Annotated in this window: 11 protein-coding genes; 7 read left to right on the plus strand and 4 right to left on the minus strand. The window is 73.7% G+C overall.

Going from position 1 to position 13,906, the window contains the following annotated elements; genetic code table 11:
* Window positions 1–149 precede the first annotated feature (149 nt).
* The 6 genes from ACQP2O_RS43145 (at window position 150) to ACQP2O_RS43170 (ending at window position 9,438) form a co-directional block, all read left to right on the plus strand.
* Complete coding sequence (locus ACQP2O_RS43145; RefSeq protein WP_433175012.1) at window positions 150–2,780, plus strand: LuxR C-terminal-related transcriptional regulator; 2,631 nt, start codon at window positions 150–152, stop codon at window positions 2,778–2,780.
* Window positions 2,781–3,006: 226 nt separating this feature from the next.
* Window positions 3,007–5,658, plus strand: a complete 2,652-nt coding sequence (locus ACQP2O_RS43150) for a LuxR C-terminal-related transcriptional regulator (protein WP_433175013.1) — start codon at window positions 3,007–3,009, stop codon at window positions 5,656–5,658.
* A gap of 140 nt (window positions 5,659–5,798) precedes the next feature.
* Complete coding sequence (locus ACQP2O_RS43155) at window positions 5,799–6,278, plus strand: hypothetical protein (RefSeq protein WP_433175014.1); 480 nt, start codon at window positions 5,799–5,801, stop codon at window positions 6,276–6,278.
* An 88-nt stretch (window positions 6,279–6,366) separates the two neighbouring features.
* The gene (locus ACQP2O_RS43160; RefSeq protein ID WP_433175015.1) at window positions 6,367–7,032 is read left to right on the plus strand and encodes a hypothetical protein; all 666 of its coding nucleotides are present in this window, start codon (window positions 6,367–6,369) and stop codon (window positions 7,030–7,032) included.
* Window positions 7,033–7,482: 450 nt separating this feature from the next.
* Entirely contained in the window at window positions 7,483–8,457 is a 975-nt protein-coding gene (locus ACQP2O_RS43165) for a hypothetical protein (RefSeq protein WP_433175016.1), read from the plus strand.
* Window positions 8,458–8,544: 87 nt separating this feature from the next.
* Window positions 8,545–9,438 carry a DUF2268 domain-containing protein gene (locus ACQP2O_RS43170; RefSeq protein WP_433175017.1) on the plus strand — a complete coding sequence of 298 codons (894 nt, stop codon included), beginning with the start codon at window positions 8,545–8,547 and terminating at the stop codon, window positions 9,436–9,438.
* A 240-nt stretch (window positions 9,439–9,678) separates the two neighbouring features.
* Here the strand turns inward: ACQP2O_RS43170 and ACQP2O_RS43175 are convergent, their stop codons facing one another.
* Entirely contained in the window at window positions 9,679–9,909 is a 231-nt protein-coding gene (locus ACQP2O_RS43175; protein ID WP_433175018.1) for a hypothetical protein, read from the minus strand.
* 92 nt (window positions 9,910–10,001) lie between these two features.
* Between ACQP2O_RS43175 and ACQP2O_RS43180 the strand changes: the two genes are divergently transcribed.
* Window positions 10,002–10,943 carry a LysR family transcriptional regulator gene (locus ACQP2O_RS43180; protein WP_433175019.1) on the plus strand — a complete coding sequence of 314 codons (942 nt, stop codon included), beginning with the start codon at window positions 10,002–10,004 and terminating at the stop codon, window positions 10,941–10,943.
* A 6-nt stretch (window positions 10,944–10,949) separates the two neighbouring features.
* On the opposite strand, the gene ACQP2O_RS43185 is transcribed toward ACQP2O_RS43180, so the two are convergent.
* The 3 genes from ACQP2O_RS43185 to ACQP2O_RS43195 all read right to left on the minus strand — a co-directional run bounded on the left by ACQP2O_RS43185 (window position 10,950) and on the right by ACQP2O_RS43195 (window position 13,844).
* Complete coding sequence (locus tag ACQP2O_RS43185) at window positions 10,950–11,138, minus strand: hypothetical protein (RefSeq protein ID WP_433175020.1); 189 nt, start codon at window positions 11,136–11,138, stop codon at window positions 10,950–10,952.
* Window positions 11,139–11,161: 23 nt separating this feature from the next.
* On the minus strand, window positions 11,162–12,871 hold the full coding sequence (locus ACQP2O_RS43190) for a DEAD/DEAH box helicase (protein WP_433175021.1): 1,710 nt from the start codon (window positions 12,869–12,871) through the stop codon (window positions 11,162–11,164).
* A gap of 157 nt (window positions 12,872–13,028) precedes the next feature.
* The gene (locus ACQP2O_RS43195; RefSeq protein ID WP_433175022.1) at window positions 13,029–13,844 is read right to left on the minus strand and encodes an SAM-dependent methyltransferase; all 816 of its coding nucleotides are present in this window, start codon (window positions 13,842–13,844) and stop codon (window positions 13,029–13,031) included.
* Window positions 13,845–13,906 lie beyond the last annotated feature (62 nt).

Genomic DNA, 13,906 nt, shown 5'->3' on the forward strand with positions numbered 1-13,906 from the left:
CGAGGGAAGCACCGCTGGGCCTACCCGCATGTCACGACGGACAACCGGGACCGCCGCGCTCGTACGGGCGTGTGCTGGGAGGGTTGGGCGGGTGGCCGGATACGGACACATGCTGTCACGCAATGAGATGGGGTCCGTACGATGCGTTCATGTGGTCCCCCTCGCCGTTGGTCGGCCGTGGGGCGCAGCTCGGCAGGGTGCGATCGCTGCTGACCGGCGCATCGGCCCGTGGGGTCGTCGTCGCCGGCGCGCCCGGGGTGGGAAAGACGCGGCTGGCCGCAGAGGTGATCGCCGCGCTCGATCCGGCGCGGTTCACGGTGGCGCGGGTGCAGGCGACGCTGGCCGCCTCGGCCCTTCCCTTTGGACCGTTCGCACACCTGCTGCCCGCCGGTCCCGTCTCCGAGGGCGGTGCCGACGGTCCGGGCTGGGCGGCCGACGCGCTGCTCGCCCGGCGGGGCCGGGGCACGCTGGTCCTGGCCGTCGACGACGCGCACTGGCTCGACCCGGCGTCGGCGGCGCTCGTCCGCGACGTCGTCGCCCGGGGCGGTGCCCGGCTCCTCGCCACCATCCGCACCGGCGAGGAGGTCCCCGCCCACGTGCGGCGGCTCTGGCAGGACGGCCTCGTGCCGCGGGTTGAGCTCGGGCCGCTGCCGGAGGCGGATACGGCGCGGATGCTGGCGGACTCGGTCCGCGGCCAGGTGGAGGCGGCGACCGCGCGGCGCCTGTGGCGGATCACCGAGGGCAACCCGCTGTTCCTGCGCGAGCTGATCCTCGCCGGAGCCCTGACGGAGAGCCGCGGGGTGTGGCGGCAGACCGGCGACCTGCCCGCCGTGCCGCGGCTGTACGAGCTGATCGGCGGCCGGATCGGCGAGATCGACGAGGAGGAGCGCGAGGCCCTCGAGTTCGTGGCGTTCGGCGAGCCGATCGGCGTCGACCTCGTCGCCGGGCTGACGTCCCCGGAAGCGGTGGGGCGCGTCGTGGACCGGCAGATCGTGACGGTGGTCGTCGACCGCCGCCGGAGGCTGGCGCGGCTGGCGCACCCGCTGTACGGCGAGGTGATCCGCGGGCGGACCGGGAGGTTACGCGCCCGGAGCCGGTTGCGGCGGCTGGCGGAGGCCACCGACGCCACGGGGCTGCGGCGGCGCGACGACGTGCTGCGCGTCGCGGTCTGGCGGCTGCACAGTGACAGCGTCACCGACCCCGCGCCCATGGTCGCGGCCTGCCGCCTGGCCTGGGCGGCGCACGACGTGGACCTGGCCGTACGGCTGGGGCGGGCGGCGCTGGAGGCGGGCGGCGGCACGGACGCGGCGATCGCCCTGGGCGCCGTCCTGCACGTCGCCGACCGGCCCGCCGAGTCCGAGGCGGCGCTGCGCCGGGCGGCCGGCGCGGCGAGCACCGACCGTGAGCGCGCGCTCGTCGCGGCGGCCCGCGCCCGTACCCTCCACGGCGGCCTCGGACGCTCCGCCGAGGCGCACCGCGTTCTGGACGCCGCCGAGGCGGCGATCGGCGACCCACGGTGGCGCCAGGAGGTCCTCACGGTCAAGGCGTCCTGTCACGTCCTCGCCGCGCGGGTCGACGAGTCCCTGGCTCTGGCGGACCGGGTCCGCGCGATCGGCCCGACGGCCGCCGGCGTGGCGGCTCAACTGGCCGCCGTCGAGGGCCAGGCGTTCGCCTTCACGGGGCGTACGGATCGCGCGACGGCCGTCGTGGACGCGGCGTTCGCGACGGCCCGGAGCTGGCAGGACGAGGTTCCCGGTGCCCTCGCCGAGCTCGGTCTGGCCCGCCTCATGGCCAAGATCTTCGCCGGCGACCTCTCCGGGGCCGAGGCACTGGCCGACGCCGCGTACCGCGAACTCGGCGAGCCCGGCACCTGGAACCTGGGCGTCACCGTCCTCGCCGCGCTCCGCGGGCAGATCAGCCGCATGCGCGGCGACGTCGGCGCGGCGGCCCGCTGGTGCCGCGACGCCGTCGCCCGGTTCGGCGACGCGCCGGCCGGGTTCGCCGGACTGTGCTTCGGCGAGCTCGCCCACGCCACGGCCCTCGCGGGCGACGTCCCCGCCGCCGAGGATGCCCTGGCGGAGGCGGAGCGGCGCGCCCTGCCGACGTACCTCGCCCCGGACTTCCCGGCGGTGCTGGCCCGCCCCTGGATCCCGGCCGCCCGGGGCGACGTCGGCCAGGCCGTCGAGGTGGCCCTGGCCGGTGCGGTCCGGGCGCGGTCGCTCGGCCTGACGGCGTTCGAGATGTTCGCGCTGCACGACGTCGTACGCCTGGGAGCGGCCGACCGTGCCGCCGACCGGCTCGCCGCCCTGGCCGGGCTGGCGGACGGGGCCCTCGCGCCGCTGTTCGCGCGCCACGCCGCCCTGGCGGGCGATGGCGCCGGACTGGACGCCGTCTCGGCGGAGTACGAACGTTTCGACATGACCTTGTACGCCGCGGAGGCGGCGGCCCAGGCAGCGGCCGCGCACGAGGCCGCGGGTCGCATCCGGGCCGCCCGCACGGCGAGCGCCCGTGCGTGGACCACGGCCCGCCGGTGTCACGGCGCCCGCACCCCCGCCCTGGCCACGATGGCCACGCCCGAGCTCACACCCCGGCAGCGGCAGATCATCCACCTCGTCGTCGCCGGCGCGAGCAACCGCGAGATCGCCGAGCGCCTCGGGCTCTCGGTGCGCACGGTCGAGAACCACCTGCTCCACGCGTACGAACGCCTCGGCATCGGCGACCGCGCCGAGCTCGCCGACCTGTTCGGCCCGTCCGCTCGCCCGTCGGCCGTGAGGGCGTGACCGGATGGCACGGCCGGGGGTTCGCCACGAAGCGGGCACACCGCGCAGGCCGTTCATCGGCCGTGAGGGCGTGACCGGATGGCACGGCCGGGGGTTCGCCACGAAGCGGGCACACCGCGCAGGCCGTTCATCGGCCGTGAAGGCGTGACCACATGACACGGCCCAGGGCTCGCCACGAAACGGGCACACCGCGCAGGCCGTTCATCGGCCGTGAAGGCGTGACCACATGACACGGCCCAGGGCTCGCCACGAAGCAGGCACACCGCGCTGGCCGTTCGTCGGCCGTACGGCACAGCTCGACGCGGTGCGCTCCATCGTCGGTGACGGGACCCGTGGCGGTGTCGTGGTGGCCGGTCCCGCCGGAGCGGGCAAAAGCAGGCTGGCCGCGCAGGCCGTCTCCCGGCTGGAGGGCTTCAGGGTGGCACCGGTCCGCGGCACGGCGGCGGCGGCCGACCTCCCCTTCGGCGCGTTCGCCCACCTGCTGCCGGAGCGGTTCCCGGCCGCCGCCGGCGTCAACCCGCTCCGCTGGGCGGCCGAGGCGTTGCGTCCGCCGGCGGGCGAGACCCTCCTCCTGACGGTCGACGACGCGCACCTGCTCGACGCCGCCTCGGCGGCGCTCATCCACCAGATGGTGCTGCACCGCAGGGCCCGCCTGCTGGCCACCGTCCGCAGCGGCGAGCCCGCGCCCGATCCCATCGTCGCGCTGTGGAAGGACGGCCTGGTCCGGCGCCTCGAACTCGAGCCGTTGCCGGTCGAGGAGACCGGCCGCCTCCTGACGCAGGTGCTCGGCGGACAGGTCGAGTCGGCGACCCTGCGGCGGCTGTGGCGGGTCACGCAGGGCAACCTGCTGTACCTGCGGGAGATGGTGCTGGCCGGCCGTACGGCCGGGGCCCTCGAGGAGACCGGCGGGCTGTGGCGCTGGCACGGCGACCTGTCCCTGACCCCGCGGCTCCGCGACCTCGTCGAGGCCCGCATCGGCGACGTCGACGAGGACGAACGCCGGGCCCTGGAGTTCGCCACGCTCGGCGAGCCCCTCGGCGCGGACGTCCTCATCCGGCTCACCAGCGCGGTGGCCGTCGAGCGGTGCGAGGCGCGGCAGCTGATCACGACGTTCCGCGACGGGCATCGGCTCCAGGTGCGCCCGGCGCATCCGCTGTACGGGGAGGTCGTCCGCGCCCAGGCGGACTCCGACCGGGTCCGCGAGATGCTCGCCCGGCTCGCCGACGCCGTGGAGGCGACCGGGTCACGGCGGCGTGAGGACGCCCTCAGGGTGGCGGTCTGGCGGCTGGACAGCGGCACCGCCCGGCAGCCCCTCCCGCTCATCGCGGCGTGCCGCCTGGCGATGTCGGTCTTCGACATCGCGCTCGCACAGCGGCTCGGCCGGGCCGCGGTCGACGCGGGCGGCGGACCGGCCGCCGCCCTGTCGCTGGCCTACACCCTCTTCTTCGACGACCGGCCGGAGGAGGCCGAGGAGACCCTGCGCCGCTTCATGGGGACGCCGGCCACCGACGAGGAGCGCTCCGTCTACGCGCGGACCCGCGTCCTCGGACTCGCGTGGAGCGTCGGCGACGACGCCGACGCGCAGCGGATCGTCGACGAGGCCGTCTCCGCCGTCACCGACCCGGTGATCCACCAGGATCTCCTCGTGCTCAGCGCCTTCGTCCACTTCTTCGCCGGGCATCCCCTGGCCGCCGACCGCCAGCTGGCACGGGCGCGCCGGCTCGGCGACACGATGACCCCCGCGAGCTTCGCCCAGGCCGCGGTCGTCGAGGGTCTCCGGCTCGCGCACGGCGGGCACCCCGGGCGTGCGCGGGCGGCCGCCGACGCGACGCTGCGGGAGATCGAACGCTGGCGCGACGACGCGCCCGACGCGTTCTGGAGCCTGCAGTGCGTCCGCCTGCTCTCCCACCTGTTCGAGGGCGATCTCGCCGCGGCCGACGAGGTCACCGGCCTGACCCGGCGGCTCATGCGGGAAGAGGCGCCCTGGCGGCTCGGCATGGCCGGCTTCGATGGCCACCGCGCCCAGATCCAGGTCCTGGCGGGCCGGGCCGCCGACGCCGTCCGCTCCTGCCGCGACGGCATCGCCCAGCTCGGCGAGCACCGTACGGGGTTCGCCGGGCTGTGCTTCGGCGAGCTCGCGCACGCCTCCGCGCTGCTCGGCGACGTCGCGACCGCCCGGACGGCCCTCGCCGCCGCCGAGCGGCGATCGCTCAAGACGTTCGTGCCGATCGACTTCCCCGCCGTGCTCGCCCGCGCCTGGGTGCACGCCGCCGGCGGCGACCTCGGCGCGGCCGTGTCCGCCGCCCTGGCCGCCGCCGACACCGCCGAAACCCAGGGTCTGCGCTGCTATCGGATGTTCGCGCTGCACGACGTCGTACGGCTCGGCGCGGCTCCTCTCGTCGCCGAGGACCTGGCCCGGCTCTGCGCGACCGTCGACGGTCCCCTCGCCGCCGTGTGCGCCCGCCACGCGGCTGCCGTCGTCGCCGCGAACGGCGCGGAACTCGACGCCGTCTCCCGCGCCTTCGAGCGGATGGGCATGCTCCTACATGCGGCCGAGGCCGCCGCCCAGGCAGCCGCCGTGTACCCCCCAGGCGACCGGGCCGGCGTCTTCGCCGCCTCCCGGGCCTGGGCCCTCGCCCGGAGCTGCCAGGGTGCGCGCACCCCCGCGCTGCGTGACCTGACTGCGCCCCGTCTCACCGCGCGGCAACGGGAGATCGCCCGGCTCGCTGCCGCCGGGCTCAGCAACCGGGAGATCGCCGACCGTCTCGTGCTGTCGACCCGCACGGTCGCGAACCACCTGGTCGGGATCTACGGCCGGCTCGGCGTCGGCGACCGCACGGCCCTCGCCGACCTGCTCGGCGCCCTCGACTTCGAGTAGGGCCCGCTCATGCCCCAGTTCGGGTAGGGCCCGCTCATGCCCCGGTTTGAGTAGGGCCTACTCATGCTCCGGCCGCCCCGCGTTTTTAGCGTGGCCATCAGCCGCCGGGCCTCCGGCGGTGAGACGGGGAAGGGGCTGTGATGGCCAAGCTGTACGCGTCGTGGGTACCGGGGTACTCCTTCGTCGCCCAGAACATGGGCACGGGGATCCTCGATCCGAGAAACCAGCCGTTCGTCGACGTCAACGGCCTGCGCGAGGGGTTCGGAGCGCACTACTACCTCAAGCCCGGGACCAACTGGTTCCACGTGGCGATCCCGACACCGGTCATCGTCGAGGACCGGCGCGCGACCCTCGGCCGGGTCATGGTCCTGTTCAACGTCACCGATCAGTTCGGCGCCCTGCAGGCCGTCGACGTCTGGGATGGCCCGAACCGGATCCTGCACCGCGACGGGCTGAGCATCAGCGGCGGCCACTCCGCGGGCCTGGACGCCTTCAACACCTGGGACGTCAACCACGACGGGATCGCATGGGGCGTCGGCATCTCGATGCTCTTCTGGACGGCCAGCAGCGCCGAGATCTACTTCGGCTCCGCCGGCGGCGACTTCTACCACAACATCTGATCCGCCACCGGCCGCCACGGGGGTGCCGGCCGGTGCGTTCAGCGGCCCGCGCGGGCCGCCAGACCAGCAGACGGGGAGGCGAGGCGCCATGGCCGCCAGAGCATCGATCCAGAAACCGCCCGAGCCGCATCAGGGCATCGGCCGGAGAACCCGAGGGCCGCTGGCAGCCCTGGCGTGCGCCGCCCTACTGCTCAGCGGCTGCAACAGCGGCGCCGCAGGCGGCTCGGGCGGCGGCGACCACGGCGGCTCCGGCGGAAACGGAGGGGGCGGGAACGCCGGCGGCGGAGGCGGGAGCGGCGGCGGCACCGGCGGCGGCCGATACGGCTTCGGCCTGCCCTCCGGCCCGACCGGCGGCGAGGCCGCGGCCGGCGCGGTCTACGAAGCGCTGGAGGGAAACGACTGCGAGGGGGCACAGCGAAAACTCGACGAGGACGGCACCAGCAACGACGACGTCAAGGACCTTCTGCGGATCGGCATCGCGGTGTGCCGCGGCCGGCTGAGCACCGCGCAGTCCGGTCTCTCAGCGCTCCACCTGCCCGGCTGGGACTCGAACACCTGGTTCCTCTGCGAGCTCTATCGGGCATCGTCGAGCGTCGTCCACCAGCGACCGCGGTCGGCGTTCGGCACCTGCCCGCCGCCACCCGTGGTGTCCCCCGACCCCTCGGAGTCGGAAGGAAGCGGGCAACCGTCCGAACCCGCGAACTCCGCCGGCCCGTCCGGCTCACCCGAATCCTCGTCCGGAACCGGGGGCTGACCGATGCCGGACGGCCATCCGGACCGTACGGAGGCCACGACGGCACCACCCGCCGACTCGACGGCACCGCCCGCCAGCTCGAAAGCACCACCCGCCGACTCGACGGCACCGCCCACCAGCTCGACAGTGCCGCCCGCGGACTCGACGGTGCCGCCTACCGGGTCGACCGCACCACCCGCCGACCCGACCGCGCCACCCACCAGCTCAACCACGCCACCGGCCAGCTCGGCGGAGACGGCGCCGGGAACACCCGCCTCTCCGCCGCTCCGAACGGCACCCGGCATGAGTACCTCGGCCTCGGGGCCGGATACCCCTGAGATCGGGGTGCCGGCCTCCGACCATGGGATATCGACCTCGGCCCCGCAGGCCCCGGTCTCGGCTTCGCAGGTGCCAGCCTCGGATCCGCAGGCACCAGCCCCAGACCCGCAGGCACCAGCCTCGGATCCGCAGATGCCGGCCCCGGAGTCGCAGGCCCCGGCCCGTAACCCGCAGGCGCAGGCCCCGGACCCGCAGGCACCAGACCCAGAGTCGCAGGCGCCGTCTCGGGAGGAGAAGCCGGCGGGCGAGGCCGACGGGGAGGGTGAGAAGGGCAACGAGATCCTCCGCTGGCTCGTCGGCATCGTCGCCAACGCCACCGTCCTGACCGCCCTGCTCGTCTTCTTCGGCTGGCAGCGCAATGACGCGCAGTCGCAGGAGCTCGGCTTCGACGAGAGCATCCTCGGGATGCCGACCCGCGACTACGTGCTCCGCAGTGTCGGGCCGGTGCTCGTACTGCTCCTGGTGATCGCGGTCGGCGGTATGGCGTGGCTCCAGTGGGACGAACGCCTGGTACGCAGGATCCGCGCCCGGGGGCGCGACGACCGCGTCGTGCGTTGGACGCTCCGGGTCCTGCCGTTCGCCTGGCTCATCCTGCCGGGGATGGTCTGGGTCCTCGGCTACGTCTGGCGGGCCCAGGCCTTCATCGCCTTCCCGTTCAGCATCGGCGCCGGCGTCCTCCTCGTTCTGTACGCCGCGCAGCTGCGGACCATGCTGCCCGACGCGACCGAGCCACCGCCGGGAAGAGTGCCGCTGCTGCGCGCCTTCACCGCGATCATCGTCGGTGTCGCGCTGTTCTGGGGGGCGTCCAACTACGCGAAGGTCCTGGGCTACGACCTGGCGGACCGCTTCGCCGCCGACATCAGGGGCCTGACCCAGGTCGTGGTCTACAGTCCCAAGCGCCTGTACCTGACGGCTCCGGGCGTGACGGAGACTCCTCTCCCCGGCGCCGACGCGGCCTACCACTACCGGTACACCGGCCTGCGGCTCGACCTCCACACCGGCGGTCACTACGTCCTCGTCTCCGACGGCTGGACCCCGCGGCACGGCGTGGTGATCCTGATCGCCGACGGCGACCCCGTACGCCTGGAGTTCGTACGACAGCGGTGAGCGCGGGGGGGTCTCGTGGTCAGCTCCCCGACGCCCCTCGGCAAGAGTTTGACCCTTACGTAACAGGAGGCCTTACGGTCCCGAGCCATGAAGATCGTGGTTCACGACACGGCGTCGGCCATGCTCGATCTCCTGCAGCGACCGCTGGAGGAGCGGCCCGACGCCCTGCGAGAAATGCTCAGCCCGCTCCAGAGGACCATGTCCTCCGTGATGGGCGATATCGACCTCGTCCAGATGCACCAGGAGATGGGCAGTGGCTTCCGCCTCGACCGCGACGACCCCCGGTACGTGTCCGCCGTGCGTCAGATGCAGGACGCGGGCGTGTGGAACCGGGTCGAGGACTCTCTCACCGCCGCCTGGGAGCGGATCAGCGGCGCGGTGCCGGGTATCGAGCACGCCGAGACCGTGCACGTCGTCCTGGTGCTCGGCGACCCCGACGATCACCACCTGACGGTCCGCAGCGCCGGGTACTTCGGTATGGGCGGCATCCCAGGCGCGATCCACCTGCTGATGTGGCCCACCGACACGAGCCTGCAGAAGATCGGCCACGCCGCCGCCCACGAACTCCACCACAACGTGCGCTACGCGAACGTGGTCTGGAACCCGATGGCCGTCACGGTCGGCGAACATGTCGTCGCCGAGGGACTGGCCGAGGCCTTCGTCCGGGAACTGGCCGGCGAGCAGGCCATGGGCCCCTGGGCGACGGGCCTGACCGGCGCCGAGTTGGACAGCGCCTACGAGAAGATCACTGCCGGGATCGACGTGGCCGGGATGCAGAACCTGACCGCGTACGTCTTCGGCGACGCCACCGCCCAGCTCATGGGCCAGCAGCCCGTGGGCCTGCCGGACTTCGCCGGCTACGCGGCCGGCCTACGGATCGTGGACGCCCACCTGGCCGCCTCCGGCCTGACCGCCGCCCAGAGCATCGCCCTGCCCGCGCGCGAGATCCTCGTCAACGCGGGCGTACCGACCAACGCGTGACCGCCCGTACGGGATCGCGCGGGCGCGGTGGCGCCGGGCGATCCGCGTGTGCCGCGTGCCGTCGATCCATGTGGGGGCGGATCGACGGACCCGGACCGCAGGTGGGCGGGCGGCCAGGGTCAGCGGGAAAGCGAGGATCGGTGGATGGCCGCGACCGGTGGGCGGCCTGGGATCAGCCGGCGGCCGGGACCGGTGGGCGGCCGGGCTCAGAGAGTGGCCCCGGTCAGCGGACGGCTGGGGTCAGCGGGCGGCCGGGATCGTGCGGTGCTCGCGCACGTGGGCGCGGGTCGCGGTCTCGGAGGTGTGGGCGGCGGCCGCCTTCTCGGCGGTGCGGCGGCGCAGCCAGAAGTTGTTCCGCGCCCAGTCGAGGCCGTCACGGCTGTCCGCGCCGGTGAGGGGTCCGAGCACAGCGAGCACAGCGAGCGCGACGAGAATCGCGACCATCGCCAACATGGCGATCTCCTTCGTCATCAGTGTTCTGCTTTCTTGGTACTTACATTGTGCGCTCGTCGACCATGAAGGTCCAGCGAGCATTACTGCATGGAACGTGTAAGACTTACTGAATGATCGACCTGGTCCGGTTGCGGGTACTCCGCGAGCTTCAACTGCGCGGCACGGTCGGCGCGGTCGCCGCCGCGCTCGGCTACAGCCCGTCCGCGGTCTCGCAGCAGCTGGCCCAGCTCCAGAAGGACATCGGGGTGCCGCTCACCGAACGCGTCGGCCGTCGCCTGCGGCTGACCGAGGCGGGCGAGACGCTCGCGCGCGCCGCCGAAGGTCTCCTCGCCCAGGCCAAGCAGGCCGAAGACGCCGCGCGCGCCGCGTGCGGGCTGGTCGCCGGGACGGTACGGCTCGTCGCGTTCCAGACCGCCCTGCTGCACCTGGTGGCGCCCGCCCTGGAGGCGCTGACCGCTCAGTACCCGGACCTCGTCGTCGAGGTGCTCGACGACGAGTTCGAGCACGCCCTGCAGTCCCTGGTCCTGCAGGAGGTCGACCTGGTCATCAGCAACGAGTACGACGTTCTCCGGCGGCCGCGCACCGCCGGTCTGATCGACGAGATCCTGCTCACCGAGCCGACCCGGCTGGTCCTGCCCGCCGGGCACCGCCTCGCCGCCTCGGAGTCCGCCGTGCCGATCGCCGACCTCGCGGGCGAGGTGTGGGCATCGGGGCATCCCGGCACGTCGCACGCCGAGATCACCGAGCGGCTGTGCGTGGAGCACGGGGGTTTCCGCCCCGAGATCCGGTACCGCTCGAACGACCTGCTCGTGAACCTCGCCCTCGCCGCCCATGGCCAGGCCATCGGCTTCCTGCCCGAACTGGTCCGCTTCACCGAACAGTCCGGGATCGCCGTCCGCGACCTGGCCGACGCGACCGTACGGCGCCACGTGATCGCCTGGACCCGCGGGGACGGAGACGTACGGCCGTCGGTCCGCGCGGTCCTCGACGCCCTGCGGACCGCGGCGGACACGCTGGCGGCCGAGCACCCCGGCGTCGCCCGTCCTACGTAGAGGCGATCAAGGGCCGGCGGGACGAGGCACGACCGTTCGTGCCGAGTGGATCAACTGGCCCGGCAGCGCGGGCAGCAGGGTCTCGGCGACGTCGCCCCGGGCCATGACCAGCGCGTCCTCGTCGGGCAGCCCCCACGGCGGAGGGTCGTCGTCCTCCAACCGCAGCCATGAGGGAACGCTCGTGGCCCTCTCCATCACCACCGGCCCGGGCCCGGGCGTCAGCGGGAGCGGCGGTTGGTGGCGTCGCGTTCGCGGCGGACGGTGGGCTTGCGGCCCTTGATGGTGGTCTTGCGCAGGGCCTTGATCACGTCCTCGGCGGCGCCGTCGGGGATCTCGACGAGGGAGAAGCGGTCCGCGATCTCGATCGTGCCGATGTCGCGCCCGGACAGGCGGGACTCGCCGGCGATGGCGCCGACCAGGTCCTGCGGCCGGATGCCGGCGCTGCGGCCGGCGCCGACGAACAGCCGCGTCATGCCCTCGGCGGGTCCGCGGCCTCGTCGTTCGCGGCGGCCGCCGTCCCGGCGGTCGCGGCCGTCACGCCCGTCGCGGGACGGCTGGGGGGCGACCTCCGGGATCTCCTCCTCGTCGACCGTCGCCCCGCTCGAGTCGTAGGCGAGTTTGACCGCCGCGAGCGCCACCTCCATGACGTCGAACTCCTCGGCGAGCGGCTCGACCACGGCGAGGAACTGCTGCAGGTCGTCCTCCATAAGGCTCTCCTGCAGGGCCGCGCGGGTCAGCTCGAGACGCCGGGCCCGCAGGTCGGCGACGGTCGGGACCTTCCGGACGGCGATCCGCTGCTTGGTCTGACGCTCGATCGCCTTGAGCATGCGGTGCTCGCGCGGCTCCGCGAGAGTGATCGCGACGCCCTCGCGGCCCGCACGCCCGACGCGGCCGATGCGGTGCACGTACGTCTCGGGCGCGGAGGGGACGTTGTAGTTGACGACGTGGGTGAGCTGCTCGATGTCGAGCCCTCGCGCGGCGACGTCGGTGGCGATGAGCAGTTCGGCGGTGCCGCCCCGCAGCCGCCCCATGACCCGGTCCCGGTGCTCCTGGCTCATCCCGCCGTGCAGGGCCTCCGCGCGGTAGCCGGAGCCGTTGAGGTTCTCGGTGAGCGTGTCGACCTCCTCACGGGTCCGGCAGAACACGATCGCGGCCGTGGGCGCCTCCACATCGAGCAGCCGCCCGAGCGCCGCCGGCTTGTGGGCGCGGCCGACGATGTACGCCTCCTGCCGCACCTTCGGCGTCTCGCCCGGCGCGGCCGCCTCGCGGCCCATCTGGATGCGGACGGGTTCGCGCAGGTAGCGTCCGGTGAGGCCCTCGATGCGCGGAGGCAGCGTCGCCGAGAACAGCACGGTCTGGCGTTCCTCGGGGGTCTCCTGCAGGATCGCCTCGATGTCCTCGGCGAAGCCCATGTCGAGCATCTCGTCGGCCTCGTCGAGGACGACGACGCGTACGGTGTCCAGCCGGAGCGTGCCGCGCCTGATGTGGTCGAGGGCCCGTCCCGGCGTGGCGACCACGACGTCGACTCCGCGCTCGATCGACTTGATCTGCCAGCCGATCGGCTGGCCACCGTAGATCGGCAGGGCGCGCGCCCCCAGCTCCCGGCCGTACCGGTGGAACGCCTGGGAGACCTGGACGGCCAGCTCACGGGTCGGCACGAGCACGAGGGCGAACGGCCCGGCGCCCCGGTCCTCCGCCATCCGCTGCAGGATCGGCAGCGCGAACGCCGCGGTCTTGCCCGTCCCCGTCGCCGCCTGCCCGACGAGGTCGCCGCCCTCGATCAACGGCGGGATCGCCTCCCGCTGGATCGGCGTGGGCTCCTCATAGCCCAGACCGGACAGGGCGTTCAGCAACTCCGGCCGCAGCGGCAGGTCCGCGAAGGCCGTCATGCCCTCGGCCGTGCCTTCGGACTCATTGGGGGTCATCATCGACTCGTCCTTCCAAAGCTCACCTCTACGCCTACACCGTTCCGGTCGGCGTCGTTCGACCACCCCGGGTTGGAGCGTTCCTGCCGGGGCGGGATCGTCCGCGCGGGAGGCGCAGAAGGTAAACGCTCGGGGTTGGGGTTTTCCGCTGCGGTGCCCGTCAGGGCTTGCGCCCCACGCCCGCGATCGCCCAGACCTCCCGGGGATCGACGGAGGGTTCGCCGGGGTCCGGGCGCCAGGCCGGTACATGGACGATACCGGGCTCGACGAGGTGGAGCCCCTCGAAGGCGAGCTCGGCCTCCGCCCGGGTGCGGACGTTGCGCCGGCGCGACCCGCTGACGATCTGCTCGTCCTGGTAGAGCGCGGCCAGCTCCTCGGTGACCTCGGGGCGCACGTCGGAGATGACCTGCGTCATGACCAGATGGCTCCCGGAGACGACCGCCTGGCGCAGTCGGTCGACGACGCTCCGCACGACGTCGTCCTCCGGGATCACGCCCAGTACGCCGACCAGCACGATCCCGACCGGCTGCCGCAGGTCGATCAGCTCCGTCAGCCGCGGATGGGCGAGCAGCTCCTCGGGTTCGCGCAGGTCCGCGCGGATGGCGGCGGTCCGGGCGGTGTACGTCAGGAGCGCCTGGGCGTGGTTGACGACGAGCGGGTCGTTGTCGACGTAGACGACCCGCGCGTCCGGGGCCGCGGCCTGCGCGACCTCGTGCACGGGCCCCTGGGTCGGCAGCCCGCAGCCGATGTCGACGAACTGCCGGATTCCGGCCGCCACGAGAAAGCGCACCGCCCGGTTGAGGAACTTGCGCGACTCGCGCGCCATCATCGGCAGTTCGGGGGCCAGGGCGAGGGCCCGGTCGGCGGCGGCGCGGTCGGCGGCGAAATTGTCCTTCCCGCCGAGCATGTAGTCGAGCATCCGGGCTTCGTTCGGCATCGTCGGATCGAAGCCGGACGACCGCAGCGCTGACTCCACCTCTGCTCCCTCACGAACCACCACGCTGAGATCATCCCAGAAACCGGCGTTAACCGCCGGGC

The sequence above is a fragment of the Actinoallomurus sp. CA-150999 genome (assembly GCF_050942425.1).
In the GTDB taxonomy this organism is placed as follows: Bacteria; Actinomycetota; Actinomycetes; order Streptosporangiales; family Streptosporangiaceae; genus Actinoallomurus.

Excerpts from the sequence above, each read along its gene's own strand:
- ACQP2O_RS43165 (WP_433175016.1), top strand. The coding sequence starts at position 7,483 with ATGCCGGCCCCGGAGTCGCAGGCCCCGGCCCGTAACCCGCAGGCGCAG.
- ACQP2O_RS43145 (WP_433175012.1), top strand. The coding sequence starts at position 150 with ATGTGGTCCCCCTCGCCGTTGGTCGGCCGTGGGGCGCAGCTCGGCAGG.
- ACQP2O_RS43150 (WP_433175013.1), top strand. The coding sequence starts at position 3,007 with ATGACACGGCCCAGGGCTCGCCACGAAGCAGGCACACCGCGCTGGCCG.
- ACQP2O_RS43175 (WP_433175018.1), bottom strand. The coding sequence starts at position 9,909 with ATGACGAAGGAGATCGCCATGTTGGCGATGGTCGCGATTCTCGTCGCG.
- ACQP2O_RS43190 (WP_433175021.1), bottom strand. The coding sequence starts at position 12,871 with ATGATGACCCCCAATGAGTCCGAAGGCACGGCCGAGGGCATGACGGCC.
- ACQP2O_RS43180 (WP_433175019.1), top strand. The coding sequence starts at position 10,002 with ATGATCGACCTGGTCCGGTTGCGGGTACTCCGCGAGCTTCAACTGCGC.
- ACQP2O_RS43155 (WP_433175014.1), top strand. The coding sequence starts at position 5,799 with ATGGCCAAGCTGTACGCGTCGTGGGTACCGGGGTACTCCTTCGTCGCC.
- ACQP2O_RS43185 (WP_433175020.1), bottom strand. The coding sequence starts at position 11,138 with ATGGAGAGGGCCACGAGCGTTCCCTCATGGCTGCGGTTGGAGGACGAC.
- ACQP2O_RS43160 (WP_433175015.1), top strand. The coding sequence starts at position 6,367 with ATGGCCGCCAGAGCATCGATCCAGAAACCGCCCGAGCCGCATCAGGGC.
- ACQP2O_RS43170 (WP_433175017.1), top strand. The coding sequence starts at position 8,545 with ATGAAGATCGTGGTTCACGACACGGCGTCGGCCATGCTCGATCTCCTG.